The organism is Pseudoalteromonas sp. T1lg48 (genome assembly GCF_002964785.1).
In the GTDB taxonomy this organism is placed as follows: domain Bacteria; phylum Pseudomonadota; class Gammaproteobacteria; order Enterobacterales; family Alteromonadaceae; genus Pseudoalteromonas.
The window spans coordinates 130,275-144,166 of sequence record NZ_PQCC01000018.1 but is presented as its reverse complement, the minus strand read 5'-3'; the positions used below and the strand labels follow the sequence as shown (position 1 = coordinate 144,166).

General features: G+C 49.5%; 16 protein-coding genes. 5 read left to right on the top strand and 11 right to left on the bottom strand.

The features are described 5' to 3' along the window. Positions 1–31: 31 nt before the first annotated feature. The 7 genes from C2M29_RS09925 to seqA form a co-directional block, all read right to left on the bottom strand. Positions 32–397, bottom strand: a complete 366-nt coding sequence (locus C2M29_RS09925) for a DUF805 domain-containing protein (RefSeq protein ID WP_105189633.1) — start codon at positions 395–397, stop codon at positions 32–34. A gap of 167 nt (positions 398–564) precedes the next feature. Further along, complete coding sequence (locus C2M29_RS09920; protein ID WP_105189632.1) at positions 565–2,121, bottom strand: dihydrolipoyllysine-residue acetyltransferase; 1,557 nt, start codon at positions 2,119–2,121, stop codon at positions 565–567. A gap of 10 nt (positions 2,122–2,131) precedes the next feature. Beyond that, a complete protein-coding gene (locus C2M29_RS09915) occupies positions 2,132–3,109 on the bottom strand; it encodes an alpha-ketoacid dehydrogenase subunit beta (protein ID WP_105189631.1) in 978 nt (325 codons plus the stop codon). Next, on the bottom strand, positions 3,109–4,326 hold the full coding sequence (locus tag C2M29_RS09910; protein ID WP_105189630.1) for a thiamine pyrophosphate-dependent dehydrogenase E1 component subunit alpha: 1,218 nt from the start codon (positions 4,324–4,326) through the stop codon (positions 3,109–3,111). The genes C2M29_RS09915 and C2M29_RS09910 overlap by 1 nt, the downstream gene beginning before the upstream one ends. Positions 4,327–4,616: 290 nt before the next feature. Further along, positions 4,617–5,651, bottom strand: coding sequence for a succinylglutamate desuccinylase (gene astE / locus C2M29_RS09905; protein WP_105189629.1), 1,035 nt, complete (start codon positions 5,649–5,651; stop codon positions 4,617–4,619). A 94-nt stretch (positions 5,652–5,745) separates the two neighbouring features. Next, the gene (gene pgm, locus C2M29_RS09900) at positions 5,746–7,383 is read right to left on the bottom strand and encodes a phosphoglucomutase (alpha-D-glucose-1,6-bisphosphate-dependent) (protein WP_105189628.1); all 1,638 of its coding nucleotides are present in this window, start codon (positions 7,381–7,383) and stop codon (positions 5,746–5,748) included. A 10-nt stretch (positions 7,384–7,393) separates the two neighbouring features. Next, entirely contained in the window at positions 7,394–7,987 is a 594-nt protein-coding gene (gene seqA, locus C2M29_RS09895; RefSeq protein WP_105189627.1) for a replication initiation negative regulator SeqA, read from the bottom strand. Positions 7,988–8,175: 188 nt separating this feature from the next. On the opposite strand from seqA, the gene C2M29_RS09890 reads away from it, so the two are divergent. The 5 genes from C2M29_RS09890 (at position 8,176) to fur (ending at position 10,704) form a co-directional block, all read left to right on the top strand. Next, complete coding sequence (locus tag C2M29_RS09890) at positions 8,176–8,952, top strand: alpha/beta fold hydrolase (protein ID WP_105189626.1); 777 nt, start codon at positions 8,176–8,178, stop codon at positions 8,950–8,952. A 125-nt stretch (positions 8,953–9,077) separates the two neighbouring features. Continuing rightward, positions 9,078–9,299, top strand: coding sequence for a DUF2788 domain-containing protein (locus C2M29_RS09885; RefSeq protein WP_105189625.1), 222 nt, complete (start codon positions 9,078–9,080; stop codon positions 9,297–9,299). Between the two features lie 2 nt (positions 9,300–9,301). Continuing rightward, positions 9,302–9,580: a LexA regulated protein gene (ybfE, locus tag C2M29_RS09880; protein WP_022946544.1), complete on the top strand. Its 279-nt coding sequence runs from the start codon at positions 9,302–9,304 to the stop codon at positions 9,578–9,580. Positions 9,581–9,594: 14 nt separating this feature from the next. After that, positions 9,595–10,122 (top strand): flavodoxin FldA, encoded by a 528-nt coding sequence (gene fldA, locus C2M29_RS09875; protein WP_105189624.1) that lies wholly within the window; start codon positions 9,595–9,597, stop codon positions 10,120–10,122. A gap of 138 nt (positions 10,123–10,260) precedes the next feature. Further along, positions 10,261–10,704 carry a ferric iron uptake transcriptional regulator gene (gene fur / locus C2M29_RS09870; RefSeq protein WP_105189623.1) on the top strand — a complete coding sequence of 148 codons (444 nt, stop codon included), beginning with the start codon at positions 10,261–10,263 and terminating at the stop codon, positions 10,702–10,704. Positions 10,705–10,803: 99 nt separating this feature from the next. Here the strand turns inward: fur and C2M29_RS09865 are convergent, their stop codons facing one another. From C2M29_RS09865 to C2M29_RS09850, 4 genes are all read right to left on the bottom strand, one after another. After that, entirely contained in the window at positions 10,804–11,019 is a 216-nt protein-coding gene (locus tag C2M29_RS09865) for a TIGR02450 family Trp-rich protein (RefSeq protein ID WP_105189622.1), read from the bottom strand. A 228-nt stretch (positions 11,020–11,247) separates the two neighbouring features. Next, a complete protein-coding gene (nhaA, locus tag C2M29_RS09860; RefSeq protein WP_105189621.1) occupies positions 11,248–12,582 on the bottom strand; it encodes a Na+/H+ antiporter NhaA in 1,335 nt (444 codons plus the stop codon). A 114-nt stretch (positions 12,583–12,696) separates the two neighbouring features. Continuing rightward, positions 12,697–13,098, bottom strand: coding sequence for a hypothetical protein (locus tag C2M29_RS16635; protein ID WP_199774877.1), 402 nt, complete (start codon positions 13,096–13,098; stop codon positions 12,697–12,699). A 327-nt stretch (positions 13,099–13,425) separates the two neighbouring features. Beyond that, a complete protein-coding gene (locus tag C2M29_RS09850) occupies positions 13,426–13,851 on the bottom strand; it encodes a lysozyme inhibitor LprI family protein (protein ID WP_105189620.1) in 426 nt (141 codons plus the stop codon). Positions 13,852–13,892: the final 41 nt, after the last annotated feature.

Genomic DNA, 13,892 nt, shown 5'->3' with positions numbered 1-13,892 from the left:
CCGGCTTTTTTACTGAGCTAAAACTGCTGCATTAAGCAACAGCGCCTTCTAGATCAGCTTCTTTTGGGTTAGGACCGTGGTCGTTGTCACCGTCTTGGCTGTCTTGAGCAAAGAAGATGATAAGCACGATAAAACCGATAAGCGGTAGGAAGTAAAGTAACTGCCACCAACCTGAACGGCCAGTATCGTGAAGACGACGAGCGCCCGCGGCTAAGCTTGGGATCAGTAGCACTAGCGAGTAAATTGTACCGATAAACGCGGTACCAAGAACCATGTCGATAACCGTGGCTACGATGCTAAAGATTAGGTTGAATAAAAAGAACATCCAGTATGCTTTGCGGCGGATACGGCCGTTGAAATCAGCAAAACGCTGGAGTGCTTCAATATAATAGTTCATCACTATTTCCTGTTCGTTATTGTAAATTCCATTGATCTGAACGAGTTACGCCAGAGCAAACCACCTTCGCTGGACGCAAAAGCTGGACAAATCATAATCCAAAAGACGCATAAAAAAAACCAGCAAGCGCTGGTTTTTTCAGTTTTTATTCAGGTTGTTAGCTAATTTTAGCTCATCGCCATCAACATTTTTGTGGGCTGCTCTAAGTAGTCTTTCCACAGGTTGTTGAAACGGGCAATGGTGCCGCCGTCGATGACGCGGTGATCGCCAGACCAGCTTACCTGCATAATGGCACGAGCCTCAACTTCACCCTTGGCATTAAAGCGCGGCAAATGCTGCAGCTTACCCAGGGCCACAATGGCCACCTCAGGTTTGTTGATAATAGGCGTCGCCGTGGTACCGCCGATAGCGCCGATATTCGAAATCGAAATGGTGCCAGACTTAAGGTCCGCCGGCGCTACACGACCTTCACGGGCGCTGTCCGTAAGACGCGTTACTTCGTTAGCCACATCTACAATAGACTTGTTCTGTACCTGCTTCACGTTTGGTACCAATAGACCCAGTTTAGAGTCAACGGCCATGCCGATGTTGTGATCGTCAAAATACGTCAACTCGGTGCAGTCATCATTCACCTGGGCATTGAGGATCGGGAATTCCTTCATCGCCAGTGACAGCGCCTTGATGAAGAATGGCATCATGGTGAGTTTCACACCTTGTTGCTTATACTCTTCTTTCATGCCACCGCGCAGGGCGATAAGGTCGGTCAAATCGATTTCATCGCTGTAGGTGAAATGCGGAATAGTCGACACCGAGCGCACCATCTGTTTGGCCATCGCCGCCTTCATGCCCTTAATAGGCTCGACGCGTGTACCACCGCTTACTGGAGCTGCTGGCGCCGCGCTTGTGCTGGTTGCTTGCTCCGCATGCTTAGCAGATGCACCACCGGCAATAAAGCGTTCGATATCTTCTTTAAACACACGACCATTCTTGCCTGAGCCAGGAACCGTGCTGATATCCACATCCAATTCACGAGCACGACGACGTACCGCAGGTGAAGCCAGGGCTTTACCTTGGGCCACAGGTTCGCTTGATGGCTTATCGGCATTGGCTGTTTGTGCTGGTGCAGCTTGAACAGCGGCAGCCGCATCAGTGTTTGCAGCATTAGCTGATGAACCCGCGATTTCCATCTGGAACAAGGGGCTGTGTACCTTGGCAATATCGCCTTTTTGGTAATACAGCTTTATCACCTTGCCATCGTACTTGGCCGGGATCTGTACCAGCGCCTTATCGGTCATTACGTCACAGACGGGCTGATCTTCTTTGATCTCATCGCCTTCGCTGATAAGCCACTCAACCACTTCACACTCGACGATACCTTCACCGATATCCGGCAGGATAAAGTCTTCAAGGGCCGAGCCTTGAGCAGCCGGCGCTGCTTGGGTCGCTTGTTCGGCAACCGGCGTTGCAGCTGCGCTGCTTTCCTCACCGGCCACATCCATGGCAAACAAGGGTGCATGCACCTTGGCGATATCGCCCTTGGCGTAGTAAAGCTCGGTGATCACGCCATCATGTACTGCGGGGATCTGAACCAGCGCCTTGTCCGTCATAACGTCACAAATTGGCTGGTCTTCTTTAACCTCATCGCCCACGGCGACTAGCCATTCAACCACTTCACACTCGACGATACCTTCGCCGATATCTGGTAGGATAAAATCTTTAGCCATGCCTGTCCCCTTAAAACTCAACCGCGTTTTTAATCGCCTCGAATACCTTTAAGGCATCTGGGATATATTCTTTTTCTAGTGCCAACGGATATGGAGTATCAAGACCACATACGCGCGCAATAGGCGATTCCAGGTGTAAGAAACACTCTTGTTGGATGGTGGCAACTATTTCGGCACCAAAACCATTAGTAATCGGCGCTTCATGACTGACCACCAAACGACCGGTTTTCTTCACTGAGTTGGCAACGGTTTCTACATCCCATGGCAAGATGCTGCGAAGGTCGATTAGTTCAACACTAATGCCCTGCTCTTTAGCCTTTTCAGCGGCGGCACTGATGATTTCCATCTGCGCACCCCAGGCCAACACGGTCACGTCTTTACCTTCTTGCACTACTTCGGCTTTGCCAAGCTCGATGCTGTAATCCTCTTCAGGCACCTCACCGACCGAGGCGCGGTATAGACGCTTAGGTTCAAAGAAGATCACTGGGTTGTCGTCTTTAATGGCCGCACGCAGCAGGCCCTTGGCCTGATAGGGGTCGCGTGGCACAACGATTTTCAAACCCGGGGTATGAGCAAAGTAGGCTTCCGGTGATTGCGAGTGATAAAGACCACCGGCAATACCACCACCGTAAGGAGTACGAATGGTCAGGTTGCCCACATTAAATTCGTTGCCACTGCGGTAACGGAACTTCGCTGACTCATTAACGATTTGGTCAAAGGCCGGGAAGATATAATCGGCAAATTGAATTTCGGCAATGGCCGGCGCACCGAAGGCGGCAAGACCATTGGCGAAACCGGCAATACCCTGCTCGGTTAGCGGGGTATTGAAAACACGGTGCTTACCGTATTTTTCCTGCAATCCAGAAGTGGCACGGAACACGCCACCAAAGTAACCCACGTCTTCACCAAAAATACAGGCATGATCATTCTCGGCCATGGTGATATCCAGGGCTGAGTTAATGGCATGGAGCATATTCATTGTTTTCATTATTTGATTCTCCCTGCTGTAATTGGGTAAGCGTCCGGGTACTTCTTAATATGAGATTTCAATTGCTCATATTGCGCCTGCAGGCTTGGAATTGGCGTGTTATATACATCACTGATCAGATCTTCAAGCGGTGGCTTGGCCACTTTCTCGGCAACTTTAAGCGCATCCAGGATCTGTTCACGCACCTGCTCTTTTACCTTCTCGTCTTCTTGCTCGTCTAACCAGCCTTGAGCCACAAGCCAGGTACGGAAACGCGCAACTGGGCAATTTTCGCGATAGCTCGCTTCTTCATCTTTCGAGCGGTAACCACTTGGATCGTCCGACGTTGAGTGCGCGCCAAGACGATACGCCAAAGATTCGATGAGTACCGGCTCACCGGTTTTGGTTGCATGCTCACGAGCGGTTTTGGTCGCCGCATAGACGGCAAGGGCATCACCACCGTCAACACGAATGGTTTTAATGCCATAACCCACACCGCGTGAGGCGATACCGTCGCCGGCAAATTGTTCTTCCGCCGGGGTAGAAATCGCATAACCATTGTTACGGGCAAAGAAGATCACCGGGGCCTTATGCACCGCCGCCATGTTCAAACCGGCGTGGAAGTCACCCTCTGAGGCTGCACCTTCACCGAAGTAACAGATGGTAATGTTATCGATTTCGCTATCAAGCTCGCCGCTTTGCTTGTTGATATGCTTAATTTTTTGGCCGTAGGCATAACCGCTTGCTTGCGGAATTTGCGTGCCCAGCGGCGAAGAGATGGTCATATAATTCAATTCGTTAGAACCATAGTGGATCGGCATTTGACGACCCTTACCCAAGTCCTTCTCATTGGAGAACATCTGATTCATGAACTGTTCGAGGGTAAAACCACGGTAGCGCAATGCCGCTTGCTCGCGGTATTGGGCCATGATCATGTCGTTATCGTCTAGCGCCGCAGCACTGGCGGTTACCGCCGCTTCTTCACCAAGACATTGCATATAGAAGCTTACACGGCCTTGACGTTGTGCCGCTTGCATACGCTCATCCAGGGCACGAATAAAGCGCATGGTGTCATAAATTTTAAGTGCCGTTGCTTGATCGATTTCAGGCACGGTGGCGCCTTCGCTTACACCGCCTTGTTCGTTAAGGACACGGTAAGTGGGTATATTCAGCGCGTGGCTGTCGATGAACGCAAGTTCGTGACTGATATTCAACGAAACGTTATTGGGGTTAGTCATAACCTTCCCTTCTCTTGTTGTCATGTCACTAGGCACAGGTTTGTTATTGTGGCTTCTGCGTTAACGTTAAATCTGAAATAAACAATTCAACCGCAGTGAGTATGTAGAATAATATTTCTACACTTGGTGCCTAGTTTAAATTATGCTTCCGCCACTTTACGTCAACGTAAAGGCTTATTCAACTAATCATAGCCGAATAATTGCATCATTGATAACGCCGGGTTGGCAAGTTCGGTGTACGCCTCATAACACACTGAAATGATTAAATATTATGAGGCGAAGTGGTCTGATCAGATGAATTCATCCGACAATTCGGTGGGTACAACGGTCAGCAATGCACGCTGCCCTATAGCGACCTTGGCATTGGGGAAAATAATGGCTTCGCCATCAACCTCGGCGCGTATTTCTTCGCCACCGTCATGACCTAACAACTCACCTTTGGCAAAGCCGGTAAAGTTAGGCACGTCGTCGGAAAAGGTGAAGGAAAAGTCTTCATGATGACGATTAATGGTGCGATACACTGAGAATAACTCCACATCTTCCGCCTTTAATGGTGGATAGACGACCTCATCCTGGCTAATAAGCGCCGCCAGCGTCTCTTTGGCCTTGGCAAAGCGCGCCATATCGTTTTCGCCAAATGGACGCACCTTACCCAACTCTATGGTAAAGGCATCGGCACCAAAGTGGCGAGAGGAGAAATAGCTAAAGGTTGAAGCCGGCTCCGCCATCAACAACACGGTTTGCACCCCACAACTGATTAAGAATTGCAGCTGTTCGCGCTTGTGCGGTTTACCGTGTAGAAACGGGTAAACGGCAAACTTTTCATTTTTCGAGTCACGAATGGCGGTATGCAGGTCATAGTGGGCGCGATAGCGTCCCTCGCCTGGCGCGGTAAAAAACGCTTCAACGTATTCTTCCAGCTTTTTCGCACGTTCACGCTCTGGGTTCGTTACCTCACCCACACTGTGTTTACCGCAGAACAAGCGATTGAGGTTTTCATCGACAAAGCGCTCACCAATATTAATGGACTTGGGGTTGCCGAAAATAAACATCACCCGATGAGTCAACTCAAGAGTACCGGCAATAATGGCTCGGATAAGCTGGTCGCAAATTTCAATGGGCGCGGTTTCATTGCCGTGCACGGCGCTGGAGAAGATAAAATCCTTGTTGCCGTAGTGCTTCGGCTCGAATTGGATCACCCCAGTGTCAAGGACCTTTACATCGGTGCCATTATCAAGCGTGAACTGGGTTGGCGCCAAGGTGAATTCATTCTCACGGGTAATTCCGAGGAAATCGCCACTTTGCTGCAGACGTTGTAAATACATAGTACACCTTCTACATATGATGCCACCAAGGGGGTGGCAAAGTTTAGATAGCAAAAAGCCAGTCAAACGACTGGCTTTGTTTTAATTACGGGGCTTAAGCAATACTGGCGTTGACCAGCTCAATGGCAGCTTGTTCTAATTGTGCCAGGTGTTGCTCGCCCTTAAAGGATTCAAAGTAGATCTTATAGATATCTTCGGTGCCCGAAGGACGTGCCGCAAACCAACCATTTTCGGTGACCACCTTAAGGCCACCAATGGCGGCATGATTGCCCGGTGCCTCAGTTAACTTGGCAACTATAAGTTCACCGGCCAGCTCGGTGGCACTGATATCGTCACCGCTTAATGCTTTAAGCTTTTGTTTTTGCTCTGAATTTGCAGGAGCATCGATGCGTTTGTAAAGCGGTTCACCAAATTTGGCGACCAGCTCGCGATAGTATTGCGACGGTGTTTTACCGGTCACCGCAAGGATCTCGGCGGCCAATAGGCCCATAATAAAACCGTCTTTATCTGTACACCACACCGAGCCGTCGATGCGTAAAAACGCCGCGCCGGCACTTTCTTCACCACCAAAGCACAGGGCACTGCTGTGCAGACCCTCAACAAACCATTTCATGCCTACCGGCACTTCGACCAGCTCTTTGCCATGGCTGGCCACCACCTTGTCGATGATAGCGCTTGATACAAGAGTCTTACCTACCTTGACGTCCTCTGGCCACTCGCGATGGGTCAACAGGTAGTCGATGGCCACTGCCAGGAAGTGGTTAGGGTTCATCAAACCATCCTTGGTAACAATGCCATGACGGTCAAAGTCGGGATCATTACCTATGCCGATATCGAATCTGTCTTTAAGACCAATCAGGTTGGTCATGGCGTAAGGCGACGAGCAGTCCATACGGATTTTGCCGTCTTTGTCTTGCGGCATAAAGGCAAAACGTGGGTCGATGACGTCGTTCACCACGGTCAGGTTTAAACCGTATTGCTTAGCGATAAGCGGCCAATAGTTGATGCCCGAACCACCAAGTGGGTCAATGCCCAGGCTGATACCGGATTTGGCAATGGCATGCATATCCACTACGTTGACAAGGTCTTCGACATACGGGGTTTTCAGGTCCACATACTTGATAAAACCGGAGCGCACCGCCTGCACATAAGGAAACAGCTCGACTTCAACCAGATCTTCCGCCAGCAGCTGGTTCGCTCTGTCCTCAATCCATTTGGTGATCTCTGTGTCCGCCGGGCCACCATTCGGTGGGTTGTATTTAAAACCCCCATCCTGTGGCGGATTATGTGACGGCGTCACCACGATGCCATCGGCCAGCTCGCCCGGGTGGGCTTGGTTATGACTCACCACCGCATGACTGATCACCGGCGTTGGTGTGTAGTCATCCCCTTCTTGGGTGATGATCTGCACCTCATTGGCAACCAAGACCTCAATGGCAGAATTAAACGCTGCCTCAGACAAGGCATGGGTGTCTTTACCCAGGAACAAGGGGCCAAAGATATTGTTTTGTTTGCGGTAATCGCAAATAGCCTGAGTAATGGCCAAAATATGCGATTCGTTAAACTGGGTATTCAAGGAGCAGCCACGATGGCCCGAGGTGCCAAATGCCACACGCTGTTCGGGGTTTTGCTCAACGTCAGGTTCATGCAAATAATACGCACTCATCAGCTTGGGCACATTAATCAGCTCTGACTGAGGGGCGGTTTTTCCAGCGTTAGGATGAACGGCCATACTTGGCTCCTTATAAATAGTCGCGAATGGTTTCAGCTTGTTCTTTGCTATAACCTAACTCCAGAGCCACCTCATGCAGCATCATTTTCTTGCGCGTGGTGTTGGAGTTAGTCATCACCCAATACGGGCTGTCGTCTATGTTCTTTGGATTTAGGCTGCTGCCGCTGGCCTGAAGCTCTTCTTTGCTGGTGGCAAAGTAGCGACGGTCACGACCTTTAATATTCAAGACACGTTCAAAGGTGGTTTTGTGGCTGCGGTGAAATGCCGCAAGAATAAATAAGAAGCGACCCACCACCCCTTTTTGCATCGCCAATTCTTCTTTATTAAGAATATCGAATACCGACCCTTGATTGCTGGCCTGTGCTTTAGCAGGTGCACTGGTTGCCACTGTAGCAGTCTCTGATTGTTCTAAGCCGGTTGCGTCAGCCGATGTTGCGGGTGCAGTTGTCACTGCAGGGGCAGGCGCGGCCGCAGGCACCGAATCGGCGCCCGTATTGTGCAGATTCAATAAACGACGCAGAATAGTAGAGGCACTCTCGCCAATACTTTGGGTGTTGCTGGCGATATATTGATATAGCTCGTCGTCTATTTCTATTTTTTTCATGATATTCCTGTCATTACTGCCATGTCTTTCACGCATGCCAGAATTATACCCAAGTTACCTGAATAAGCTAGGGTATACAGAGCATCATCTCGGTATAAATACGCCAGTTGATTTACCTTCAAGGTTGCAAATAGGCCCTTAGCTCGGGCACAATCCCTGCGTTTTCCTAACCCCAAATTGGCATATCTATGTTACTTAATTATGAACAAAGCGGATTAAGCATCGAACAGGCGCCGAGCGTTATCGTTATCCATGGCCTGTTTGGCTCACTCGACAACTTAAAAGTCGTCGCCCGTGCGTTGGCCGAGCACTTTCATGTGGTTAATGTGGATGTGCGTAACCATGGTCGTTCATTTCACAGCGAGCAGATGGATTATCCGGCGATGGCCGCTGACATCATCACCCTGCTCGACCATTTAGGTATAGAAAAAGCACATTTGGTTGGCCATTCCATGGGCGGCAAAATCGCCATGCAGGTAGCGCTCAGTAAACCCGAATGCGTCGATAAGCTGGTGGTACTGGATATCGCCCCGGTCGCTTATCACTCGCGCCACGACGCCATCTTTAAAGCCTTGCACAAGGTGGCCAACAACGCCGTACAGTCACGCAGTGAAGCCGATGCGCTAATGAGTGAACATATCGACGCTCAGGGCGTACGCCAGTTTTTAGCTAAAAGCCTGAGTAAAACTGACTCGGGAGCGCTTGGCTGGCAATTTAACCTCCCGGTGCTGACCGCCCAGTATGAGCAAATTCTTTCTGCCCCAGTTGCAAATGATTCTTGTTTGTGTGATACACTCTTTATCAAGGGTGCCGACTCGGATTACATCGACAGCCCTCACCGCGATGAGATTATGCGCTTGTTTCCCAAGGCCAAGGCCAAGGTGATTCAAGGGGCCGGGCACTGGCTGCACGCGGAAAAACCCGTGGCGGTCAATAAGTCCATTGTTGATTTTTTAACTCGTTAATCCATATCAATAAATTTATGCGTTAAGCGCACTATAATGATGTGGGTCGAAACGCGCATTATGGCCTAAATTATTCGTTTTTTATGTGCTACAATGCGCGCCGTTTTACTAATAGGTAGCAGTAAATGGTCGACCAATTAATAAATGGACTGGATACCCTTGGGTTGTATTTTGGCCTTGCTGGCATCTTTTTTTTCATCGGCATGGCAATTCAAGACGTGTTGAAAAAAGGCGATGTGCCTAAATTTGGCCGTTACGTTGTATGGCTTGTATTATTTTTAGGCTGTTCCGGCTTTATCGCTAAGGGCCTTATTCAGGTGTTTTGGCAAGGAGCAGGTGTGGGTTAACCATGGCCAAGTCAGAGCTAGATAGAACGACGCTCGATTTATTCGAGTACGAGCGACGCCCGGGTCGTCCAAAAACAAACCCGCTCCCACGGGAGTTACAATTAAAAGTTAATAAGCGAAACCAGCTTAAGCGCGATAAGGCGCGAGGCTTGAAACGCGTCGAATTTAAAGTTTCATCGGAGCTGTATCAGGCATTAAATGATATGGCGGATGCGCAAAATATTAGCCGCAGTGCGTTGATTGAAACCATTTTGCAAGAACGATTGGCTATAGATACATAAAAGGTTATTTATTCATGGCAAGTGTAGGTATATTTTTTGGTAGCGACACGGGTAACACTGAACACGTAGCAAAAATGATCCAAAAAGAGCTCGGCAAGAAACTCGTGGCCGTGCACGATATCGCAAAAAGTAGTAAAGAAGAGATCGCAGAGTTTGACTTGCTGCTATTTGGTATCCCTACTTGGTACTATGGTGAAGCTCAGTGTGACTGGGACGACTTTTTCCCTGAATTAGAAGAAATCGACTTCGAAGGTAAACTTTGCGCCATCTTCGGTTGTGGTGACCAGGAAGACTACGCCGAGTACTTCCTAGATGCCATGGGCATGGTTAACGACATCATCACCGAGCGTGGTGCCATCGTTGTGGGTCACTGGTCAACAGACGGTTACGACTTTGAAGCATCAAAAGGTTTGGCCGATGACAACAACTTTGTTGGTCTTGGTATCGACGAAGACCGTCAGCCTGAGCTAACCGAGCAACGTGTGAAGCAGTGGTGTGCACAAATTCATGAAGAAATGTGTCTAGCCGAATTAGCCGACTAACGCATTGACGGGCAAGTTTAACTTGGCTTTACACTTGCCCCTTAAGCACGTTATTGTTAATTTTTAAAATGCGTCGCGCGCACCAGGGCAAAATCTGCTTTAGGTGCACAAAAAGAATCATAATTGAGAACACGTTGAATGACTGATCATAACCTAGAGCTCAAAAAAGCAGGCCTCAAGGTCACGCTCCCGCGGATCAAAATCTTAGAGATCCTCCAATGCCCTGATAACCAACATATCAGCGCCGAGGATGTCTATAAAATCCTGCTCGATAACAGTGAAGAAATCGGTCTGGCAACTGTGTATCGCGTACTAAACCAATTCGATGATGCCGGCATCGTCACCCGCCACCATTTCGAAGGCGGTAAGTCGGTATTTGAACTTGCGGGCTCAACCCACCACGACCATCTGGTGTGCTTAAAGTGTGGCCGAGTGATCGAATTTGAAGACGAGATGATCGAACAGCGTCAGGTTGAAATTGCCACCAGCAATGGCATTAAACTGACTAACCATTCCCTGTACCTGTACGGTGAATGTGTGGACACGGAGGCGTGTAAGCAATACGCCTTAGAAAACGGCTAAACAGCCATTTTCGCTGACATTAAGCCTGCCCTAGCGCAGGCTTTTTTGTGCCTGTTTGTAAGGGTCCTCTCTAAGAAGCGGCATTAAGGTGGGTTGCCCTTATTTCCAACCTTGAAGCCATTTCTCTTGGCTTTTCAATTCAGTCCAGTCTATGAAGTACTCGTTCTTAGACAAAACCGCTTCCAATTTACAGGAAATGACAGAACCCTCCTCGTCGAACTCAATTTCTGATACTAAGAAATGCTTTTCTCGATTCATCGGCTTCACTGCTGTCCACTTACTATGGTGTAATTTAGCCGGGTTAATGCGGTTCATGCCCACTCCAAAACGTTCTGACTGTATTTGCAAACAACGGGTTTTACGAAGGTCTTAAGACTCAAGTTCAGTAATTTTGAATGTTAACAGAGAACACCTAACGTTAAAGTTAAAAGCAAGACGTTTTTCAGGTCCTTTTTGAACGCCTCGTAAGCGCCAGAGGCAACACAAACAGCATCCGTTATCACCGTTCCAAACGGGTATGAAGAACTGCCATTGGTGACACACTCAAGGAGGTTTTGTACGTGCAGGCAAGCACCTCAAAAGAGCAAGCCCAGCCACTGCAGAGAAAACGGATGCGAGGAAAATTCCCAGCTTAGCACTGTCAATCAGGGTCTTGTCGAAAGCTATGTTCGCAATGAACAACGCCATGGTGAAGCCGATTCCGGCGAGCAGGCTCCCCCCGGCCAATACCCTCCAGCTGAGTTCTGGTGGGCGAATGGCGATGTGCAAACGTATAACCAGCCAACAGAACAACAGGATACCAATAGGCTTACCAAGCACGAAACCTAAGAAAATCGCTACGGTGAGCAGGCTCTCCACTTCGCTGAACGTGAGTGGCAATCCAGAGTTCGCAAATGCAAACAGGGGCATGATGACAAAACCCACCCAGGGATGTAGCGCCATCTCCAGACGCTCCACTGGGGATAGCGTTTCACGCGCGGCAATTTCGGCCATTTTTAATGTTTGTCGGTCCTTGGTATCGCCGCTGCCTTCACTGCTTGCTGGGTGCGCAATAACCTGACCCAATATCGCGTATAGCCGCTCATCGCTGACCCATCGACGCGCCGGCGTCATCAGGCCGAGCATCACGCCTGTGATGGTAGCGTGGATCCCGGACGCATCCACAGCAAGCCAGATGACCACGCCCACCAGAAAGTACAGAGGAAAACCACGAAATCCGAGCCTTGCGATTGCGCGGATACTCACCAGGCCAAGCGCAGCCATCACCAAGGGCCACCAGGCAATATCATTGCTGTAGCCGATTGCGACGACCAGTATGGCGCCGATATCGTCAACAATCGCTAACGACAGCATAAACACCCTTAAGCTTTGAGGAACGCGTGAGCCAAGCAGGGCGAGGCAACCAATAACAAACGCTGTGTCAGTTGCCATGACAGTGCCCCATCCATGCTGGCCGGGTTGTCCTGATTGCAGTGCCAGATAGATCACAGCGGGAACGAACATACCGCCTAGGGCTGCCGCTATGGATAGCGCGGCCATGCGAGGCTTGCTTAACTCGCCGAGAACCAACTCCCGCTTAAGTTCCAATGCGACAAGAAAGAAAAACAGCGTCATCAGGCCATCATTGATCCATTCCCGCAAAGAACGGACAAACTCGAATGAGCCAACCTGAAGACCTATTTGTGTCTCCCATGCGTGTTCGAACGAGTCAGCCCACGGTGAGTTGGATAGAATGAGCGCGGCAACAGTGAAAAATAGAAGAATGGCCCCACCCGCTGACTCAATGTGCAAGAAGCGCACAAAGGGGTTGGTCAGCCGATCAGCAAATTCCTTGGGTAATCGGGCGACTCCTGAATTGTCTTGCTTACCTGTACCCATAAGAAGTCGCTCCGACTGTCAAGCGCCAACGCCGTGGTTCAGGCGCGTTTGAGGCGATATGCCCTTGTGGAAGCAAGGGTGCGCAGCGGGTTAAACGCCGCCTGCAAGCACTTACTATGTTTCTTTTTCTGCGATGCGCTCCAAGCGAAAATAGGCAAATTTTTGCACCCTCTTGGCCGGAGTTAGGTGCTCCTCTATTCGCTCCTCAAGCAGCTTGAAGCCCGACCCAAGCTCGGCTATCAGCTTTGCAGCATCATATTGAACTATAGGCAATCCGCTGCATTTTTCAGGGCCACCGATTGCAAAAGCAGCAATAATTAGATGACCGCCCAGGCGCAGCGCCTTTTTCAACGCCCCTACGTAACGCTGACGGTCTGCAGCGTCCGTTAAGAAGTGGAACACCGCACGGTCGTGCCAAAGTGCAACCTGACTATCCGGCGAGAAAGCGGTAACGTCAGACTCAAGCCAATTGACCGCGCCGGCTTTTTCTCCCAGACGCTTTGCCGATTTAGCCAATGCCGCACCGGATATATCTAGGACGGTAAGATTGTGTACCCCTGTTCAAGCAGTTGGTCGACCAGCACCGACGCTCCCCCACCTACGTCTATGATCGGAGACACGGGTTGGAGGTGACTGTTGGCTATAAGCTCAAGGGAGAGAACCGGCTTTGCTTGAAACCAGCTGACTTCAGTCACTTCTTTGTGCTCATAGACGTTTTGCCAATGAGCCTTTCTATCAAACTCTTGCACTTACCCCTCCAGAATGAAATTGGTCTTCCCCATCAAAAGTAGCACAGACTCGCTGTTTGGCGTCCTTTGGTTTCGGCGCTTGTTATGTGCACTGTTAATATGACTTTGGTTCATATGAGTTAGGCTCAGGTAGCAAAGGAGGGGTTGAATCAACATAAGTTAAAAATGACTGCCACAAAACAGCCGTTCTTTGATGAGTTAATTCTAATTTGCAACCCAGTCCCATAGCAGTCCTGATGGTGCCATCACGCCAAGTGTCATAAACTGCTCCACAATGTGCTTCGCGATAACTTAACCAGGCGTCCTGGCCTTTTTGAATTGCAGTTGCTGATACACTGTCTTGTGAATATCTCTCTAGACTCTTCGCCAAGTACTTAGCCATTACCTTCTCAGCCGCCACCAGATCTTTATGCATACACTGATTAATCGCGAGTGTCGTCCACGCTTTTTCACAGTCTACTTCTTCCTCAGCGAAAGCGAACAAAGGGATAAAAAGTAACAGGGGCACTAATTTTTTCATTGCTTCTCCATGTGCACATAACGCCCTGTTAATGGGCGGAT

Bases quoted from the DNA above. Each gene is read 5' to 3' on its own strand.
- seqA (WP_105189627.1), bottom strand. From the start codon at position 7,987: ATGAAAAAAATAGAAATAGACGACGAGCTATATCAATATATCGCCAGC.
- C2M29_RS09925 (WP_105189633.1), bottom strand. From the start codon at position 397: ATGAACTATTATATTGAAGCACTCCAGCGTTTTGCTGATTTCAACGGC.
- fldA (WP_105189624.1), top strand. From the start codon at position 9,595: ATGGCAAGTGTAGGTATATTTTTTGGTAGCGACACGGGTAACACTGAA.
- C2M29_RS09890 (WP_105189626.1), top strand. From the start codon at position 8,176: ATGTTACTTAATTATGAACAAAGCGGATTAAGCATCGAACAGGCGCCG.
- C2M29_RS09885 (WP_105189625.1), top strand. From the start codon at position 9,078: ATGGTCGACCAATTAATAAATGGACTGGATACCCTTGGGTTGTATTTT.
- C2M29_RS09910 (WP_105189630.1), bottom strand. From the start codon at position 4,326: ATGACTAACCCCAATAACGTTTCGTTGAATATCAGTCACGAACTTGCG.
- ybfE (WP_022946544.1), top strand. From the start codon at position 9,302: ATGGCCAAGTCAGAGCTAGATAGAACGACGCTCGATTTATTCGAGTAC.
- fur (WP_105189623.1), top strand. From the start codon at position 10,261: ATGACTGATCATAACCTAGAGCTCAAAAAAGCAGGCCTCAAGGTCACG.
- astE (WP_105189629.1), bottom strand. From the start codon at position 5,651: ATGTATTTACAACGTCTGCAGCAAAGTGGCGATTTCCTCGGAATTACC.
- nhaA (WP_105189621.1), bottom strand. From the start codon at position 12,582: ATGGGTACAGGTAAGCAAGACAATTCAGGAGTCGCCCGATTACCCAAG.
- C2M29_RS09920 (WP_105189632.1), bottom strand. From the start codon at position 2,121: ATGGCTAAAGATTTTATCCTACCAGATATCGGCGAAGGTATCGTCGAG.
- pgm (WP_105189628.1), bottom strand. From the start codon at position 7,383: ATGGCCGTTCATCCTAACGCTGGAAAAACCGCCCCTCAGTCAGAGCTG.
- C2M29_RS09915 (WP_105189631.1), bottom strand. From the start codon at position 3,109: ATGAAAACAATGAATATGCTCCATGCCATTAACTCAGCCCTGGATATC.
- C2M29_RS09850 (WP_105189620.1), bottom strand. From the start codon at position 13,851: ATGAAAAAATTAGTGCCCCTGTTACTTTTTATCCCTTTGTTCGCTTTC.
- C2M29_RS09865 (WP_105189622.1), bottom strand. From the start codon at position 11,019: ATGAACCGCATTAACCCGGCTAAATTACACCATAGTAAGTGGACAGCA.